Here is an 18,323-nt window from a genome sequence, read left to right as displayed (position 1 = left end):
CGGATGGAGGCATCCGATGCGACTCGTCGAGTCTAGCCGGAGTCCCCATCGGAGCCGGAACGCTCCACAACCCGGGTCCGCGCGCATCCGTCGCGACACCGGACGATCGGTCGGGCGCGGTGAGGGTCGCTGGCCGTACGATCGAGGGGATGGATACGACGATCCCCACCCCGTACGAAGACCTCCTGCGCGACACGCTCGAGCACGGCGCCACCAAAGGCGACCGCACCGGAACCGGCACGCGCAGCGTGTTCGGCCGTCAGCTCCGCTTCGACCTCTCTCAAGGCTTCCCGCTCATCACCACCAAGCGGGTGCACTGGAAGTCCATCGCGTACGAACTCCTGTGGTTCCTCCGCGGCGACGGGAACGTCCGCTGGCTGCAGGAACACGGCGTGTCCATCTGGGACGAGTGGGCCGACGACCAGGGCGAGCTCGGTCCCGTGTACGGCGTGCAGTGGCGGTCCTGGCCGACCCCCGACGGCTCGCACATCGACCAGATCTCGCAGGTCATCGACCAGCTGCGCACCGACCCGAACTCGCGCCGCATCATCGTCTCCGCCTGGAACGTCGCCGACATCCCCAACATGGCGCTCGCCCCGTGCCACGCCTTCTTCCAGTTCTACGTCGCCGACGGCAAGCTCTCCTGCCAGCTCTACCAGCGCAGCGCAGACCTCTTCCTCGGCGTCCCCTTCAACATCGCCAGCTACGCGCTCCTCACCCACCTCGTCGCGGAGCAGGTCGGCCTCGAGGTCGGCGACTTCGTGTGGACCGGCGGCGACTGCCACATCTACGACAACCACGTCGAGCAGGTGACGGAGCAGCTCACGCGCGCACCGTTCCCCTACCCACAGCTGCGCATCAACACGAAGCGCGACAGCATCTTCGACGTGGAGTACGACGACCTCGAGATCGTCGACTACCAGCACCACCCCGCCATCCGCGCGGCCGTCGCCGTATGAGCCTGGCGCTCATCTGGGCTCAGGCCCACAACGGCGTCATCGGAGCCGACGGCGACATGCCCTGGCACGTCCCCGAGGACCTCGCGCACTTCAAGGCGCTCACCGGCTCGGACGCGGTGATCATGGGACGTCGCACCTGGGATTCACTCCCCCCGCGGTTCCGTCCGCTCCCAGGACGCCCGAACATCGTCGTCACCCGCGATCACGCCTGGTCCGCCGACGGCGCCATCGTCGCGCACTCATTGCAGGACGCGTTCGAGGCGGCGCAGCTCGCCGGCAACGGCCAGGCGTGGGTGACCGGCGGCGCGGGTCTCTTCACCGAAGCGCTCGCGCTCGCCGACCGGCTCGAGGTGACCGAACTCGACCTCGACGTCGCCGGCGACACCTTCGCGCCAACCATCGGCGAGGAGTGGGTGCCGGTCACGATCGACCCGGCACACGGCTGGTCGGAATCTCGGACCGGTGTCCCCTACCGGTTCATCCGATACGAGCGCGCGCCCGAGATCGCCATCACCGGCTGAGACGCCCGGCGAACCGGATCGACCGGCGCGGGAGACGGCTCAGGCCGGCTGACGCAGCTCTTCGAGCGCGGCGCGGTAGGCCGCGAGCGAGCGAGCCTCGCCCGGTGCCGTGATGAAGCTCTCACGGATGATCCCCTGCTGGTCGATGAGGAAGGTCGCGCGGTTCGCGAACCCCTTCTCCTGCAGGAACACCCCGTACTCCTTGGCGACCTGGCCGTGCGGCCAGAAGTCGGCGAGCAGCTGGAAGCCGTACTGCTCCTGCTCCGCCCACGCCCGCAGCGTGTGCTTGGAGTCGACGGAAATACCGACGAGCGTGACCTGGTCGTCCGTGAACAGGCTGAGGTTGTCGCGGAGCTCGCACAGCTCCCCCGTGCAGGTCCCCGAGAACGCCAGCGGGAAGAAGACGAGGGCGACAGCCGAACTGCCGCGGAACTGACTCAACCTGACGAGTTCGCCGAACTGGTTCGCCAGTTCGAAGTCGGGTGCCAGGGTGTCGTTCTCGAGTGCCATGAGGGTCCTTTCAGGCGGGTTCGCCTGCTCCGGATCGCCCGAGCGGTGGACGGGTCCGATCCGGTCACACATCCTAACCCCGCACCGCAGCTGCACAAACCCGGAGGGGTGCGCCGCTCGGTCACCGTTCCCTGGGGTGACCGGATAGGGTGAAAGGTGGCGCCCGCGTCCATACCCATCAGGACGCATGGAGTTCACCATCACAACCCAGGCACGATCTGCCACGAGAGAAAGGTCGACGGTGACTGTTCACGACCAGGATCCATACTCGTCCAACCACGTAGACGCCGATCCTGAGGAGACGTCCGAGTGGAATGAGTCCCTCGACGCCCTCGTCGACGAACGTGGCCGCGGGCGCGGCCGCGACATCATGCTGAGCCTCCTCAAGCGCTCGAAGGAACTGCACCTCGGTGTGCCGATGGTGCCCACCACCGACTACATCAACACCATCGCCTCGGAGAACGAGCCCGACTTCCCGGGCGACGAGGACATCGAGCGCCGCTACCGTGCCTGGATCCGCTGGAACGCGGCCATGACCGTGCACCGCGCGCAGCGCCCCGGCATCGGTGTCGGCGGACACATCTCCACCTACGCGTCGTCGGCCGCGCTCTACGAGGTCGGCTTCAACCACTTCTTCCGCGGCCAGGACGCCCCGGGCGGTGGCGACCAGATCTACATCCAGGGCCACGCCTCCCCCGGCACCTACGCCCGCGCCTTCCTCGAGGGCCGCCTCAGCACCGACCAGCTCGACGGCTTCCGCCAGGAGAAGTCGCACGCGCCGCACGGGCTCTCCTCGTACCCGCACCCGCGCCTCATGCCGGACTTCTGGCAGTTCCCGACGGTCTCCATGGGTCTCGGCCCGATCAACGCGATCTACCAGGCGCACCTCGCCAAGTACGTCACCAACCGTGGCATCAAGGACGCCAGCGACCAGCAGGTCTGGGCGTTCCTCGGCGACGGCGAGATGGACGAGGTCGAGAGCCGCGGTCAGCTCCAGGTCGCCGCGAACGAGGGCCTCGACAACCTCAACTTCGTGATCAACTGCAACCTGCAGCGCCTCGACGGCCCCGTCCGCGGGAACGGCAAGATCATCCAGGAGCTCGAGAGCTTCTTCCGCGGCGCCGGCTGGAACGTCATCAAGGTCATCTGGGGCCGCGAGTGGGACGACCTCCTCAACCGCGACACCGACGGCGCGCTCCTCAACCTCATGAACGTCACGCCCGACGGCGACTTCCAGACGTACAAGACGGAAGACGGCGCCTACGTCCGCGAGAACTTCTTCGGCCGCGACGAGCGTGCCCTGAAGCTCGTCGAGGGCTACACCGACGACGAGGTCTGGAACCTCAAGCGCGGCGGCCACGACTACCGCAAGGTCTACGCGGCGTTCAAGGCGGCCAGCGAGCACAAGGGGCAGCCGACGGTCATCCTCGCGCACACCATCAAGGGCTACGGCCTCGGCCCGAGCTTCGAGGGCCGCAACGCGACCCACCAGATGAAGAAGATGACGCTCGACAACCTGAAGACCTTCAGGGACACGATGCGCATCCCGATCACCGACTCGCAGCTCGAAGAGAACCCCTACCTCCCGCCGTACTACCACCCGGGCGAGGACGACGAGGCGATCCAGTACCTGCACGAGCGTCGCCGCGCGCTCGGCGGCTACGTCCCCGAGCGTCGCAGCAAGTACACGCAGCTGAACCTGCCCGACGACTCCGCCTACGCGGCGGCGAAGAAGGGCTCCGGCACGCAGGAGATCGCCACCACCATGGCGTTCGTCCGACTGCTGAAGGACCTCCTCCGCGCCAAGGACTTCGGCAACCGGATCGTCCCGATCATCCCCGACGAGGCACGCACCTTCGGCATGGACGCGTTCTTCCCGAGTGCGAAGATCTACAACCCGAACGGTCAGCACTACACCTCGGTGGACCGCGAACTGCTCCTCGCCTACAAGGAGAGCCCGCAGGGTCAGATCGTGCACGTCGGTATCAACGAGGCGGGTGCCATCGCGGCCTTCTCGGCGATCGGAACCTCGTACTCGGTGCAGGGCGAGCCGCTCATCCCGGTCTACGTCTTCTACTCGATGTTCGGTTTCCAGCGCACCGCAGACGCCATCTGGGCAGCCGGTGACCAGATGACCCGCGGCTTCATGATCGGCGCGACCGCCGGTCGCACGACGCTCACGGGTGAGGGCCTCCAGCACGCCGACGGCCACTCGCTGCTGCTCTCCTCCTCGAACCCCGCGGTCGTGAGCTACGACCCGGCCTACGGCTACGAGATCGCGCACATCGTGCGGAGCGGTATCGAGCGCATGTACGGCGGCGAGCACCAGGACCCGAACGTCATGTACTACCTCACGGTGTACAACGAGCCGCTCGTCCAGCCGGTCGAACCCGAGGGTGTCGACGTCGACGGCATCGTGCGCGGTATCCACCGCATCAGCACGAGCGACAAGCAGGGCCCGAAGGCCCAGCTCATGGCCTCCGGCGTCGCGGTCCCGTGGGCGATCGAGGCGCAGCAGCTCCTCGCCGACGACTGGGGTGTCTCCGCAGACGTCTGGAGCGTCACGAGCTGGACCGAGCTCCGTCGCGACGGTCTCTCCGCCGACCAGCACAACTTCCTGCACCCGCAGGAGGAGCGTCGTGTGCCCTACGTCACGGAGAAGCTGAGCGGTGCCGCAGGCCCGTTCGTCGCCGTGACCGACCACATGCACGCCGTGCCGGACCAGATCCGTCAGTTCGTGCCGGGCGACTTCGCGACGCTGGGGGCCGACGACTTCGGCTTCTCCGACACGCGCGCCGCTGCCCGTCGCTTCTTCAAGATCGACGGCCCGTCGCTCGTCGTCCGCACCCTCCAGCAGCTCGCTGCTCGAGGTGAGGTCGATGCGAGCCTCCCGCAGCAGGCGATCGACCGCTACCGCCTCCACGACGTGAACGCCGGCAACACCGGCAACGCGGGTGGCGAGAGCTGATTCCATCGCTACCACGGTGACGAAGACGAAGACGAAGGCCGAGACACTCGACTGGCTCCGCCGGATCTCGGGTGAGCTCGCGACCGCGACGCTCAAACGCCTCGAGGACACCCTTCCCTGGTACGCCGAGATGCCACCAGGCCGCCGCTCAGCGGTCGGCCTGGTGGCTCAGGCGGGCATCAGTTCGTTCATCTCGTGGTTCGACGATCCCCGGTCGACGCCGTGGATCGCCGCCGACGTGTTCGGGGCGGCTCCTCGCGAGCTGCTCCGTTCCGTCAGCCTGCAGCAGACGCTGCAACTCATCAAGGTCACCGTCGAGGTGGTCGAGGAACGCGTCGCGTCCGGAAGCGTCGACCTCCGCGAGGCAATCCTCCTCTACTCGCGCGACATCGCGTTCGCCTCGGCCGATGTGTACGCCCGTGCGGCCGAAGCCCGCGGACTCTGGGACGCCCGCCTCGAGGCCCTCGTCGTCGACTCGATCCTCAGTGGCGAGGCCGACGACGAGTTGCCCAGCCGGATCGCCGCCCTCGGGTGGCACGGTCACGGGGAGGCCTGCGTCCTGGTCGGGACGACCCCACGGGTGCTCGATGTCGACATGCTCCGCCGGACCGCCCGACACCTCGACGCCGACGTCCTCATCGGCGTCCAGGGCAACCGGCTCGTGCTCGTCCTCGGTCGCGCCGAGCTGCCCAGCACCGACCCAGGAGACGGTGAGCCCGTCGAGGAGGCGGAACAGGCGGCCGCAGACGCCCGCACGAGCTCACAACTCACCTTCCTCGACATCGCCGCCAAGCTCGAGCACGGGTTCGGTCCGGGGCACCTGGTGCTCGGTCACGCCGTGCCCTCCCTCATCGAGGCGTCACGCAGCGCGAAGGCCGCCCTCGCCGGGTTCGCCGTGGCGAAGTCCTGGCGTCACGCACCTCGACCGGTCGCGGCGGACGACCTCCTTCCGGAGCGCGCCCTCGCCGGCGACAACCTCGCGAAGACCACGCTCATCGAGCGGGTCTACCGCCCGCTCAAGGACTACTCCGGCGAGCTCGTGACGACGCTCTGGTGCTACCTCGACAACGGCCGCTCGCTCGAAGCGACGGCACGCGAGCTGTTCGTGCACCCCAACACGGTCCGGTACCGCCTCAAGCGGGTCTCCGAGGTCATCGGGTGGGACGCGACGGGTGCCCGCGAGTCGCTCATCCTGCAGGCGGCCCTCATCCTCGGTGCCATCGCTGAGCCTGAGCCGTCCCGACGTCGGCTGACCTCCTGACGCTCGCTGGGCCGTTCGACCGGTCCATGTTGTGGAGTCCACACAACACATTTTCCAAAGGTTCGTGGTGTTTCTCCACTGCTCGGCGTCCTCCGGTTGGCAGACTAGAGCGGTGATCGTCATCGCCTGCCCTGGACAGGGCTCCCAAACCCCCGGCTTCCTCGACCCCTGGTTGCAGGACGCCTCCGCGAAGGACGCGCTCGCGCGCTTCTCCGACGAAGCCGGACTCGACCTCGTCAAGCACGGCACCGTCTCCGACGCCGACACCATCCGCGACACCGCGGTGGCCCAGCCACTCATCGTCGCGGCCGGCATCGTCGCCTTGGACGCCCTGCGGAAGGCCCTCCCCACCGACGCCGCGCCGTTCGGCGGCATCGCCGGACACTCCGTCGGCGAGATCACCGCTGCCTATGGCGCCGGCATCCTCTCGGACAGCGACGCCATGAGCTTCGTGAGCGAACGCGCCGTGGCCATGGCCGAAGCCGCAGCCACCACCCCGACGGGCATGAGTGCCGTCCTCGGTGGCGACCAGGACGCCGTCGTCGCGCACGTCCGTTCCTTCGGGCTGGAGCCCGCCAACTACAACGGCGGCGGCCAGATCGTCGTCGCCGGCGCGCACGACGCCCTCGCCCGCCTCGCCGACGAGCCGCTCAAGGGCACGCGGGTGATCCCACTGCAGGTCGCAGGCGCCTTCCACACGAGCTACATGCAGTCAGCTCGGGACTGGCTGGCCGGGGCGAGCCGCACGGTCGAGCCCCAGGACCCGACGCTCCGCATCTGGACGAACCACGACGGCACCGAGGTCACCTCGGGTACGGCGTTCTTCGACCTCCTCATCGGTCAGGTCGCCTCCCCGGTACGCTGGGACCTGTGCATGGACGCGTTCAGCGCCGCAGGGATCACCGGACTCATCGAGCTCGCCCCCGCCGGGGCGCTCACCGGACTCGCACGTCGCGGCCTGAAGGGCGTGCCGACGGTCGCCATCAAGACCCCCGACGACCTGCCGGCAGCCCTCGACCTCATCGCCCAGCAGTAGCGCAGACGGAGAACCAGTCAATGACCACCCCCACCCTCAAGCAGTCGCGCGGTCCCGAGTTCACCCGCATCCTCGGCCTCGGCGCAGCTCGCGGAGACCTCAGCGTCCCGAACGACGACCTCGTCGGTCCGATCAACTCGTCCGACGAGTGGATCCAGCAGCGCACCGGCATCGTCACCCGCACGCGGGCGTCCGCGGACGTCAGCGCCGTCGACCTCGCAGCCGAAGCCGGTGCGGAGGCCATCGCAGCCGCGGGCATCTCGGCCGAGCAGGTCGACCTCGTCCTCATCGCGACGATCAGCAACGTCCAGCAGTCCCCGTCGATGGCGGCCGTCGTGGCCGACCGCGTCGGAGCGAACCCTGCGGCCGCCTACGACCTCAACGCCGCGTGTGCCGGATACGCCTACGCGATCGCCCAGGCCGACGCACTCATCCGATCGGGCGCGGCCCACTACGCGCTCGTCATCGGCGCCGAGAAGCTGTCAGACATCGTCGATCCGACCGACCGGTCGATCTCGTTCCTCCTCGGTGACGGAGCAGGCGCGGCCGTCGTCGGGCCGAGCGACTTCCCCGGCATCTCCCCCACGGTGTGGGGATCCGACGGCTCGAAGGCCGACGCCGTCGGCATGAGCGGCACGCTCACCGAGTTCCGCGACGGCACCGCCGCCTGGCCGACCCTGCGCCAGGAGGGCCAGACGGTCTTCCGATGGGCGGTCTGGGAGATGGCCAAGGTCGCCAAGCAGGCCCTGGAGGAAGCGGGCGTCGAGGCCTCCGACCTCGCGGCCTTCATCCCCCACCAGGCCAACATGCGCATCGTCGACGAGTTCGCCAAGCAGCTCAAGCTGCCGGAGACCGTCGTCATCGCGCGCGACATCGAGACCACCGGCAACACCTCGGCGGCGTCCATCCCGCTCGCCACCCACCGGCTCCTCCAGGGGCACCCCGAGCTCAGCGGCGGTCTCGCCCTGCAGATCGGGTTCGGTGCCGGACTGGTCTTCGGCGCTCAGGTCGTCGTCCTGCCGTAGCAGGACGCCCGACGCGACTACACTCGACTACGGTCAAACCTCACCCAAGGAGTAGAACAATGGCACTGTCCACCGAAGAAGTCCTCGCCGGCCTGGCCGAGCTGATCAACGACGAGACCGGCATCGCGACCGACACCGTCGAGCTGGACAAGTCGTTCACCGATGACCTCGACATCGACTCGATCTCCATGATGACCATCGTCGTCAACGCGGAGGAGAAGTTCGACGTGAAGATCCCGGACGAAGAGGTCAAGAACCTGAAGACCGTCGGCGACGCCGTCGACTTCATCGTCAAGGCTCAGGGCTAGTCCCAGCGCAGTGCTGAAGGGTCGGCCGGCAGTTGGCCGACCGGCCCTTCGGCGTTCGAGGCGGCTCGTCCGTCCGGACACGGGCTCGACCGCCGCAGGGCTCGGATCCCCTCGTCGTCTCCACAGAAGGTTTGACTGAATGACCACCAAACGCATCGTCATCACCGGCATCGGTGCCACCACTCCCCTCGGCGGCAACGCCACCGACTCCTGGGACAACCTCCTCGCCGGCAAGAGCGGTGCGAGCCGTCTCGAGCAGCCGTGGGCTGAAGAACTCGAGCTGCCCGTACGCTTCGCCGCACAGGCCGCCGTCCCCACCGCGGACATCCTCGATCGCCGTGAGGTCAAGCGCCTCGACCCGTCGAGCCAGTTCGCCCTGATCGCCGCGCGCGAGGCCTGGCAGGACGCCGGCGCCCCCGAGGTCGACCCGGAGCGACTCCTCGTCGACTGGGCCACCGGCATCGGCGGCGTGTGGACGCTCCTCGACGCCTGGGACACCCTGCGCGAGAAGGGCCCCCGCCGCGTCCTCCCCATGACCGTCCCGATGCTCATGCCGAACGGCCCGGCGGCGGCGATCGGCATGGACCTCGGTGCCCGAGGCGGAGAGCGCACCGTCGTCTCGGCCTGCGCCTCCAGCACCGAGTCGCTCGCCAACGCCTACGACCACCTCCAGGCCGGCCTCGCCGACATCGTCGTGGCCGGTGGCTCCGAAGCCGCCATCCACCCGCTCCCGCTCGCGTCCTTCGCAGCGATGCAGGCATTGTCCAAGCGCAACGACGACCCCGCCATCGCCTCGCGTCCCTACGACGTCGACCGCGACGGCTTCGTCCTCGGTGAGGGCGCGGCAGCACTCATCGTCGAGACCGAGGAGCACGCCAAGGCCCGTGGCGCCCGCATCTACGCCGAGCTCCTCGGTGGTGCGGTGACGAGCGACGCGTACCACATCACCGCTCCCGACCCCGAGGGTTCGGCTGCGGCCCGCGCCATGCGTGCGGCCGTCGAGAACGGCGGCGCGTCGCTCGACGACGTCGTGCACGTCAACGCACACGCGACGAGCACGCCTGTCGGCGACATCGCGGAGTACAACGCGCTGCGTCGGGTCTTCGGTGCCCACCTCGACGACATCGCCGTGACGGCGACCAAGGCCTCGACCGGCCACCTCCTCGGCGGCGCGGGTGCCATCGAAGCGGCCTACACGGCGCTCGCCCTGCACCACCGGGTCATTCCACCGACCATCAACCTCGACAACCAGGACCCGGAGATCCCGCTCGACGTCGTCACGACGCCGCGTGAGCTCGGGTCCGGCGACCTGCTCGCCATCAGCAACTCGTTCGGGTTCGGCGGCCACAACGCGGTCGTCGCGTTCCGGAGCTACTGAGCCGTCCGCGACGGAGACGACGACGGGTCGTGGTGCATGCACCACTAACCGTCGTCGTCTACTGACCAGGGTGCCGCAGTTTCGTCACCTCGTGTCTGCCGGGAGTGTCACCGACCTCGCACGGTCCACGCCACGTGGGCACCCTGTCGTCTGTGCAGTTGTCTCGCGTGCGCGGTGCCGCCGCGCCGGCGGGGCCGGATCAGCCCACGTTGTGCAGCCAGATGACGGAGGACCCGTCGCCGGCGTGACGGAACGGCTCGAGTTCGTCGTCCCATGGCTGTCCGAGCGCGACGCGGAGTTCGCGCTGGAGTTCGGCGGCGTTCCCGGCGCCGACCTCCATGGCGTACCGGATGCGATCCTCCGGGACGACGACGTTGCCGATGCTGTCGGTCTGTGCGTAGAAGATCCCGAGGTCGGGCGTGTGCATCCACCGGGCACCGTCGACGCCCTGGGCCGGGTCTTCGCTCACCTCGTAGCGGAGGTGCTCCCAGCCGCGCAGGGCTGAGGCGAGTGCGGCTCCGGTGCCGTGCGGGCCTTCCCAGAAGACCTCGGCACGCTGCGCACCGCGGAGGATCGGCTGGTCTTCCCAGTCGAAACTGATGGCACGGCCAAGAGCGCGACCTGCCGCCCATTCGAGGTGCGGGCAGAGCGCGCGAGGCGACGAGTGCACGAACAGTACACCCTTCGTCATCGGTGTCGACATGATTCCTCCACTGCGTCCGGGTGCGTCTTCCCCAACGACCCATGCAGTGTGATCCATGTCGGTGTCCGGCTGACCGGACCTCCGTGTATGCAGTTGTTCGACTCGCGCCGATACGAGCATTATGCCCCATGACCTGGAGGAATGACAACCGTGTCGTTCCCAGTACGCTGGATCGGGAGCCGGCCCGGACCGAGGGCCATCCAGGATGGAGCGGTGATGCACGAGGCCCTGGCGATCGACATCGGCGGCACGAAGGTCGAAGCGGCCGTCGTCGACGCCGAGGGACGAATCATGCCGGGCACTCGGTTCCGCGGTCCGACGGGCGCCGCGGCCACCCGCGAGGAGCTCGCGGCGTCGATCCTCCGAACCGCCGAACGGAGCGTCTCGGCCCATGGCGGGCCGGTGTCCGGAGTCGGGATCGGTTCGGCCGGCCCCATCGGCAGGACCGACGGCACCGTCTCGCCGATCAACCTCCCCCGACTCGCCGACTTCCCCGTCGTGGCGGAACTCCGGCGCTTCACGTCCGGTCCGGTGGAACTCCGCCTCGACGGCACCTGCATCGCCCTGGCCGAGCACTGGCAGGGCGCACTCCGCGGAACCGAGAACAGTATGGGCATCGTCGTCTCCACCGGGATCGGTGGCGGGATCATCCTCGGATCCCGACTCGTCCCCGGCACCTCGGGCAACGCCGGCCACCTCGGACAGATGCAACTCCGCCGACGCGAGCCGGATGCCGTCGGCACACCCTGGACGTTGGAGGGCATCGCGTCAGGCACCGCGACGGTCGCCTGGGCGCGCGCCCAGGGATGGACCGGCGCGACGGGCGAACAGCTCGGGGCCGACTACGCGACGGGAACGGAGATCGCGATCCGCGCAGTCCGACGTTCCGCCGAGGCCGTCGGCGAAGCCCTTTGCAGCATCACCACCCTGCTCGACCTGGAACGCGTCGCGATCGGCGGCGGCTTCTCGCGGGTCTCGCCCGACTACCTCGACCTCGTCCAAGAGGCTGCGACCGCGGCTGCGCTGCACGCCTACGCCCGTGAGCTGCGCGTGGTCCCGGCCGGGCTCGACGCCGACGGGCCGCTCATCGGCGCTGCCGCCCTCGTCCTCGCGGACTGAACGCGCACGTCCCGATCCGGAACGCCACCGGTCCCCGAGCCGCCCCATCCCGGTCCCTGAGTAACCCCGCACCGGTCCCTGAGCTTGTCGAAGGGCCCCTTCGACAAGCTCATGGACCGGATATCGGTAGGGCGGGTGGGACTTGAACCCACGCATCGTTCGGTTATGAGCCGAATGCCTTCACCAGCTTGGCTACCGCCCCGTGCGGAACCCAGTGTACCGAGTGGCCCGCCGGGCGGGAGTCAGTCGCGGGATTCCTGGCGGTCTGCGGTCGCCGTGTGACGCTCGGTCGTCGGGTCGACGACCTGCTCGCCGCGGTAGAGCGCTTCGAAGGTGTCGAGCGTGCGCTCGATGTCGTGTGCGGAGACGAGCTCCAACGATGCGTCCTGCATCCGGCGGTACTCCTCGGGCGAGGCGCTGAGTACCGTGGCGAGCCGCTCGGCCAGGGCGTCGACGTTGCCCGGCTCGAACAGGTACCCGTTGACCTGATCGTGCACGAGGTGGGGCAGCGCCATGGCGTCGGCCGCGACCACCGGGAGACCGGAGGCCATGGCCTCCATCGTCGCGATGCTCTGCAGCTCGGCGATGGACGGCATCGCGAAGACGGTGGCGTTCGTGTAGGCCTGCTTCACCTCATCGTCGGACACCTTGCCGAGGAATCGGACGCGGTCACCGATGCCGAGCTGCTGGGTCAGCTGCTCGAGGTTCTTCGCCTGGTCGCCTCCACCGATGACGTCGACGTGGGCGTCGAGTTCCTTCGGGAGTTTCGTGAGCGCGCGCAGGAGCACGTCGATCTGCTTCTCGCTCGTGATGCGACCCACGAAGAGGATGGTGTTCCGCTTCCGCGGTTCGAACGACGGCGTGTACTGTCCGGCCTCGATCCCGCAGGAGATCGCGTGCACACCGGTCAGGCCCGTGAACTGCTCCAGGAAGTCGGCGGCCTTGCGCGTCGGGGTCGTCACGGCGAAGGCACGATCGAACACGCGTCGGGCGGCAGCCCACTGCGTCCGGACGAGCCACTCCTGGGTGCGCTTGGGGATGACGGTGAAGTCGAGGATGTTGTCGGGCATGATGTGGTTCGTCGCCACCATGCGGATGCCGCGTTGCTCGGCCTCGATCGAGAGACCACGGCCCACCACGATGTGCGACTGCAGGTGCACGACGTCGGGCTTCACGCGGTCGAGGATCTTCCGGGCGTTCCGTCGCATCGACCACGGCATCGCGAAGCGCAGCCAGTCGTGCGGGTACCACCGGAGACTGAAGAGGCGGTGCGCCGTCATCGTCTGACCCTCGTGGGTCTCCTTCCACGTGCCGAACTTGCGCGAGCCCGCGGGCGCGACGATGTGGACGTCGTGGCCTCGGCGGACGAGTCCGGCCGCGAGGCGCTCGGCGAAGCGTGCGGCGCCGTTCACGTCGGGCGAGAAGGTGTCGGCGCCGATGACCACCCGCAGCGGCTTGTGGGTGTCGGCGCTCGGCGTCGTGCTGGACGCCTTCGCGAGGTGCTGGTCGTCGGGAGAAGTCAAGGTATCGGTGATTCCTCTGTGCTTGGCCAGTGATGTGAGGGGTGCGGGCGGTCGCTCACGACCCTGATGCGGCGCGGAACGCCATGCTCAAGCATACCTGCAGCCCGTTCGGGCTCCAGGGCTCAGGCGGGCGCGTCGCCGGTCGCGAGGGCCTTCGCAGCTGCTGCGGCCGCCGGCGTCTGGCTCACCTGCGGGTGATGGCGAGCGAGCTGGAAGACGCCCCACACGGCGATCGCGCCGGCCACGACGAAGCCGAAGCCCGCCCAGAACGGTGCGTTGCTCGCCTCCCCCAGCACGATGATGCCGATGCCGACGGCGATCATCGGGTCGATGACCGTCAGACCCGCGATGACGAGGTCGGGAGGTCCCGAGGAGTAGGCGGTCTGCACGAAGTAGCCGCCGAGCGCACTCGCGGCGACGAGGCCGAGCCCGCAGAGGACCGTGAGCCAGTCGAACTCGCCCTGCTGCAGCCGTCCGATGATGACCTTGGCGAGCGTCGCGACGAAGCCGTAGAGCACGCCGGTCCCGACGATGTAGAAGATGGCCGTGAAGCGGGAGCGGAACACCATGAAGCCGAGCCCGAACACCAGGAGTACGACGCCGAGCATCACCAGGATCGTGACGAGCTCGGCCTCGGTGATCCGGTGCTCGCCCGTGAAGACCGCGGCGATCGTCACGAACAGGCCGACGCCGCCGACGCAGGCGACGATCGCGACGACCGATCGACGGTTCAACCGGACGCCGCTGATCCTGCTGTTCACCACCGCCGTGATGACGAGCGCGACCGCACCCAACGGCTGGACGAGGGTGATCGGTGCGAGGGACAGGCTGCCGAGCTGGAGCACGATCGCGAGCCCGAGCATCACCGTTCCGGTCACCCAGGACGGCCGACTGAGCAGCGCCAGGAGCTGAGCGACGTTGAGCCCCGATGTCGCGTCGGTGCCGCTCGACGACTCGACCTTCGCCACGCCCCGGTGCTGCAGCTGCGCGCCGAGCGAGAGGAAGACCGCGCCGAGGAGCGCGAACGGGATGCCGAGGAGCTGCGAGGGGTTGCGGGTGAAGTCGTCCGCGAGGTCGGCGATGTCGATGGCGGAGGGGATCACCCGTCGAGGGTACCCCGCAGCCCCGCCGATCCCGGCGCGGCAGGCCGAGCCCAGCGGATAGGCTCGAGCAATGGCAATTCTCGAGATCCACGTGACCGGTGACCCGGTGCTCCATTCCGTCGCCCGACCGGTCACCACCGTGGACGACGACCTCCGGCGCCTCGTCGCCGACATGTACGAGACCATGGATCTCGCTCCCGGGGTCGGACTCGCGGCTCCGCAGGTCGGGGTCCCGCTGCGCCTCTTCGTCTACAGCTACGAGGACGACGACGGCCAGCCGTGGCGTGGCGTCGCGATCAACCCGGTGCTGTGGATCAGTCCCCCGCCGGTGGGCGAGCTCGACGAGGAGGCCGAGTCGGAAGGCTGCCTCTCCGTCCCAGGCGAGCGGCACCCGCTCCGTCGCGCGGAAGCAGCCATGCTCATCGGGACCGACCTCGAGGGTGATCCGGTCGAGCTGCGGGTCGTCGGCTGGCGCGCACGCATCCTGCAGCACGAGTTCGACCACCTCAACGGCGTGCTCTACGTGGACCGCCTCGAACTGCCGCACTCGCGCCGAGCGGCGAAGGCGATCCGCAAGGCGGGCTGGGGCGTACCCGGGATCTCCTGGCTGCCGGGTCGCGACGACCTCGAGGGCTGAACCACCTCGACGGGGACACGACGCCGGCACGATCGATACGGCGTCACCTCGACAGGCGCAGGGTGTCCGGACATGCAACGAGGCCCGAAGAGTGGAGTCTTCGGGCCTCGTTGTCCAGTCTACGGCGTCCCCGTCGATTTCGTGAAACCGACCTCGAACGACGAATCCCCCGGTCCGTATGGACCGAGGGATTCTGTACAGCTCCTCGAGTTGGACTCGAACCAACAACCTATCGATTAACAGTCGATTGCTCTGCCAATTGAGCTATCGAGGAATACGAGCTTCGACCGGCCGGACGTATCCGGCCTCTGCGTTGCAGCGCGTATCTACTGTAGCAAAGGATTCGCAGACGCCAAATCGACACGCGATCAATCGATGCCGACGGCCTCGGGCGTCTCGTACTGGGTCTCGGTGCCGCCCGACTGGGCGAGCGCCGCGAGGAACTCGTGCGGCGGATCGGCGAGCATCGCGTCGATCGGGCCGTAGCCCACGACCCGCGACTGGTGGAGCGCCAGCACGTCGTCGGTCACCTCGCGGAGCATGGCGAGATCGTGTGTCACGACGATGACCGTACCGCCGTCGCGTCGGAACCCGTCGAGCAACTCGGTCACCGTGTGCCGGACCGTGATGTCGATCCCGGCCGTCGGTTCGTCGGCGATGAACACCTTCGGGCCGAGGACGAGGGCGCGCGCGATGGCGATCCGCTGCCGCTGACCACCACTCAGCTCGTACGGGTACTTGTCGAGGCTGGAGAGCGGCATCTGCACGGCGTCCAGCAATGTGGCGACCCGGACGCCGAGCGCCTGCTCGCTGAACTTCTTGTCGCGCGCCAGGACCGGTTCCGAGATGAGCTCCGTGACGGTGAGCTCGGGCTTCAGGTGCGCACCGGCCTCCTGCTCGAGCAGCGACACCTCGAACGTGAGCTTCGTGAGTTCTCTGCGGCCCACCTTGCGCATGGAGCGACCGAGCGTGCTCACGTCGCCGCCGGACACGAACGGACGGGAGTCCGCTCCGGTCAGGTGGCGTCCGGACAGCACCCGCAGGAGCGTGCTCTTCCCCGATCCCGAGCTGCCGATGACCCCGAGCGAGCCGCCGACGGGCAGCTCGAAGCTGATGCCGTCCAGGGCTCGGTTGCTCGGACTCACGCCGTGCGCGGCGTAGTCGACGCTCAGATCACTCGCCCGGACCGCGGGTCCGTCCTGCTCTGGGTGCTTCATGAGACCTCTCCTTCCGGTGCACGGGAGCCACCGGATCGCCATCGAGTGTATCCGGCGATCCCGGCGGGGCCACGTGCCACGCTCGGTGGAGGTAGACCGCGTCAGGCCTCGGCGCGGAGCGCTCGCCGTTCCGCCTCGACGTCTGCAAGCTGCCGGGTGATCTCCCGATGCGACTCGTCGCGGGGGTCGGTGCGACGCAACGACCCGAGCAGCGCCGCCTTACGACCGAGGAGGTCGCGGTCGATCAGCGCCCGCGCGATGTCCCGGACATAGCTCGGCAGCTTCTCCTCGTTCGTCTCGGGCAGTGGGGACACTCCGAGCTCGCGTACCAGTCCGTCGAAGCCGGGTGGGACCTGTGTGATGACGGTCTCGAGCCAGGCGTTGGTCCCGAGGTGGTCGAGGCTCACACTCATGGCGTCGCGCACCACGGCGAGGGAACTGTTGGCGACCGAGCTCTGGACCGCGCGCTCCAGCATGGGACGTTCGAGGTGTTGGGGCAGCTGCAGGATCGCTCGGAGGGCGTCCTGCTCGAGGCGCGTCGACGGGTCCTTGGGCAGGTCGTTGAGCGAGGCCTGCCGCTCGCGCGGCGGCTCGGTGCCCGGTGCGCCAGGGCCTTGCAGGCGGGCGTCTCGTGCGGAGTTCTGCGAGCCTCCTGCGGCGGCACCGCCGGCGGCCCGCACGGCGCGGGCCACCTCGTCGAGTTCCATGCCGAGCTGCTTCGCGAGCACACGGGTGTACCCGGGACGGAGCGAGGGGTCGCGGATCTCGGCGACGACCGGCGCGGCCGCCCGGAGTGCGCCGACGCGGCCCTCGACCGTCTCGAGGTCGAAGCCCGCCAGCGTCCGCCGGATGATGAACTCGAACATCGGCTCTCGGCCGTCGACGAGTTTCCGGATGGCGCCGTCGCCGCGGTTGAGCCGGAGGTCGCAGGGGTCGAGGCCGTCGGAGGACACCGCGACGTACGTCTGGGCGGAGAAGCGCTTCTCCTCACCGAACGCACGCGTCGCGGCCTTCTGCCCCGCCTCGTCAGGGTCGAAGGTGAAGATGACCTCGCCGGTGGCGGAGTCGTCGCCCATGACGCGGCGGATCATCTTGATGTGGTCGACCCCGAACGAGGTCCCGCAGGTCGCCACCGCGGTGGTCTCCCCCGCCAGGTGGCAGGCCATGACGTCGGTGTACCCCTCGACGACGACGACCCGCTTGCCGCGCGAGATGTCGCGTTTGGCGAGGTCGAGGCCGTAGAGGACCTGCGCCTTGTGGTAGATCGCCGTCTCCGGGGTGTTGAGGTATTTCGGCCCCTTGTCGTCGTCGCGGAGGCGCCGGGCTCCGAAGCCGAGCACCTGCCCGGTCGTATCGCGGATCGGCCAGATGAGGCGTCCGCGGAACCGGTCGTAGACACCGCGGTCGCCGCTCGACACGAGACCGGCCGCGAGCATCTCCTCGTCGGAGAATCCGCGGGACCGCAGTGCCTTCATGAGGTGGTCCCAGCCGGCAGGCGCGAACCCGATCCCGAAGTGGTCGGCGGCGGCGGCGTCGAAGCCGCGTTCGCCGAGAAACCGCCGCCCGAGGTCGGCGTCGCCGTCGTGGAGCTGCTGCTGGAAGTACTCGGCGGCAGCCTGGTTGGCGGCGAAGAGCCGCGCCCGGTTGCCGTGGTCGACCTTGCCACCGCCCTCCTCGTAGCTGAGCGGGTACCCGATGCGCTGCGCGAGACGTTCCACCGACTCCGCGAACGTCACGTGGTCCATCTTCTGCAGGAAGCTGTAGACGTCGCCGCTCTCGCCACAGCCGAAGCAGTGGTACAGCCCGACCGTGGGGCGCACGTGGAAGCTCGGGCTGCGTTCGTCGTGGAAGGGGCACAAGCCCTTCAGCGAGCCGACACCGGCGGACTTCAGCGAGACGTAGTCGCCGACGACGTCGCCGATGTTGGTGCGTGCCTTGACCTCTTCAACATCGCTCTGTCGAATCCGTCCGGCCATGCTTCGATCCTAGTCTCGTGCGTCCATCGTCCATCCCTGAGGGCCTCCGCGCAGCGGAGTCCGACTCCCGCTCCTGTGT

16 protein-coding genes and 2 tRNA genes are annotated in these 18,323 nt (G+C 68.8%); 10 read left to right on the top strand and 8 right to left on the bottom strand.

All coding sequences use genetic code 11. The features are described from left to right. The first annotated feature begins 149 nt into the window (after nt 1-149). Nucleotides 150-959 carry a thymidylate synthase gene (locus RWN05_RS04570; RefSeq protein ID WP_079002360.1) on the top strand — a complete coding sequence of 270 codons (810 nt, stop codon included), beginning with the start codon at nt 150-152 and terminating at the stop codon, nt 957-959. After that, entirely contained in the window at nt 956-1,480 is a 525-nt protein-coding gene (locus tag RWN05_RS04565; protein WP_079002359.1) for a dihydrofolate reductase, read from the top strand. The genes RWN05_RS04570 and RWN05_RS04565 overlap by 4 nt, the downstream gene beginning before the upstream one ends. A 39-nt stretch (nt 1,481-1,519) precedes the next feature. On the opposite strand, the gene RWN05_RS04560 is transcribed toward RWN05_RS04565, so the two are convergent. After that, on the bottom strand, nt 1,520-1,990 hold the full coding sequence (locus RWN05_RS04560) for a peroxiredoxin (protein WP_064293656.1): 471 nt from the start codon (nt 1,988-1,990) through the stop codon (nt 1,520-1,522). Nucleotides 1,991-2,231: 241 nt separating this feature from the next. On the opposite strand from RWN05_RS04560, the gene aceE reads away from it, so the two are divergent. The 6 genes from aceE (at nt 2,232) to RWN05_RS04530 (ending at nt 9,966) form a co-directional block, all read left to right on the top strand. Further along, complete coding sequence (aceE, locus tag RWN05_RS04555) at nt 2,232-4,958, top strand: pyruvate dehydrogenase (acetyl-transferring), homodimeric type (RefSeq protein ID WP_314138714.1); 2,727 nt, start codon at nt 2,232-2,234, stop codon at nt 4,956-4,958. A 16-nt stretch (nt 4,959-4,974) separates the two neighbouring features. Further along, nucleotides 4,975-6,219 carry a helix-turn-helix domain-containing protein gene (locus RWN05_RS04550; protein WP_314138713.1) on the top strand — a complete coding sequence of 415 codons (1,245 nt, stop codon included), beginning with the start codon at nt 4,975-4,977 and terminating at the stop codon, nt 6,217-6,219. Between the two features lie 112 nt (nt 6,220-6,331). Beyond that, entirely contained in the window at nt 6,332-7,255 is a 924-nt protein-coding gene (locus tag RWN05_RS04545) for an ACP S-malonyltransferase (RefSeq protein WP_071260780.1), read from the top strand. 20 nt (nt 7,256-7,275) lie between these two features. Then, entirely contained in the window at nt 7,276-8,280 is a 1,005-nt protein-coding gene (locus RWN05_RS04540) for a beta-ketoacyl-ACP synthase III (RefSeq protein ID WP_064293652.1), read from the top strand. Between the two features lie 59 nt (nt 8,281-8,339). Further along, nucleotides 8,340-8,588, top strand: coding sequence for an acyl carrier protein (locus RWN05_RS04535; protein WP_056006457.1), 249 nt, complete (start codon nt 8,340-8,342; stop codon nt 8,586-8,588). Between the two features lie 139 nt (nt 8,589-8,727). Continuing rightward, nucleotides 8,728-9,966: a beta-ketoacyl synthase gene (locus RWN05_RS04530; RefSeq protein WP_071260783.1), complete on the top strand. Its 1,239-nt coding sequence runs from the start codon at nt 8,728-8,730 to the stop codon at nt 9,964-9,966. A gap of 199 nt (nt 9,967-10,165) precedes the next feature. Here RWN05_RS04530 and RWN05_RS04525 read toward each other — a convergent pair whose 3' ends face one another. Next, nucleotides 10,166-10,669 carry a DUF3145 domain-containing protein gene (locus tag RWN05_RS04525; protein ID WP_064293650.1) on the bottom strand — a complete coding sequence of 168 codons (504 nt, stop codon included), beginning with the start codon at nt 10,667-10,669 and terminating at the stop codon, nt 10,166-10,168. A gap of 216 nt (nt 10,670-10,885) precedes the next feature. Between RWN05_RS04525 and RWN05_RS04520 the strand changes: the two genes are divergently transcribed. Beyond that, nucleotides 10,886-11,788 carry an ROK family protein gene (locus RWN05_RS04520; RefSeq protein WP_079002356.1) on the top strand — a complete coding sequence of 301 codons (903 nt, stop codon included), beginning with the start codon at nt 10,886-10,888 and terminating at the stop codon, nt 11,786-11,788. 127 nt (nt 11,789-11,915) lie between these two features. Here the strand turns inward: RWN05_RS04520 and RWN05_RS04515 are convergent. The 3 genes from RWN05_RS04515 to RWN05_RS04505 form a co-directional block, all read right to left on the bottom strand. Next, nucleotides 11,916-11,990, bottom strand: a tRNA-Ile gene (locus RWN05_RS04515). A 40-nt stretch (nt 11,991-12,030) separates the two neighbouring features. After that, a complete protein-coding gene (locus tag RWN05_RS04510; protein WP_369821876.1) occupies nt 12,031-13,311 on the bottom strand; it encodes a glycosyltransferase in 1,281 nt (426 codons plus the stop codon). Nucleotides 13,312-13,433: 122 nt separating this feature from the next. Continuing rightward, nucleotides 13,434-14,414 (bottom strand): DMT family transporter, encoded by a 981-nt coding sequence (locus tag RWN05_RS04505; protein ID WP_064293648.1) that lies wholly within the window; start codon nt 14,412-14,414, stop codon nt 13,434-13,436. A 70-nt stretch (nt 14,415-14,484) separates the two neighbouring features. On the opposite strand from RWN05_RS04505, the gene def reads away from it, so the two are divergent. Further along, nucleotides 14,485-15,051 carry a peptide deformylase gene (gene def / locus RWN05_RS04500; protein ID WP_064293647.1) on the top strand — a complete coding sequence of 189 codons (567 nt, stop codon included), beginning with the start codon at nt 14,485-14,487 and terminating at the stop codon, nt 15,049-15,051. 201 nt (nt 15,052-15,252) lie between these two features. Here the strand turns inward: def and RWN05_RS04495 are convergent. The 3 genes from RWN05_RS04495 to dnaG form a co-directional block, all read right to left on the bottom strand. Further along, nucleotides 15,253-15,325: transfer RNA gene (locus tag RWN05_RS04495), tRNA-Asn, on the bottom strand. Nucleotides 15,326-15,419: 94 nt separating this feature from the next. Beyond that, complete coding sequence (locus RWN05_RS04490) at nt 15,420-16,268, bottom strand: ATP-binding cassette domain-containing protein (protein ID WP_064293646.1); 849 nt, start codon at nt 16,266-16,268, stop codon at nt 15,420-15,422. Nucleotides 16,269-16,369: 101 nt separating this feature from the next. Continuing rightward, nucleotides 16,370-18,244, bottom strand: a complete 1,875-nt coding sequence (dnaG, locus tag RWN05_RS04485) for a DNA primase (protein WP_079002354.1) — start codon at nt 18,242-18,244, stop codon at nt 16,370-16,372. Between the last annotated feature and the right edge of the window lie 79 nt (nt 18,245-18,323).

It is taken from the genome of uncultured Plantibacter sp., assembly GCF_963518075.1.
Lineage (GTDB): Bacteria > Actinomycetota > Actinomycetes > Actinomycetales > Microbacteriaceae > Plantibacter > Plantibacter flavus_A.
Note: the sequence above shows the minus strand (reverse complement) of the source record. Positions and strands in the feature narration are given on the sequence as shown.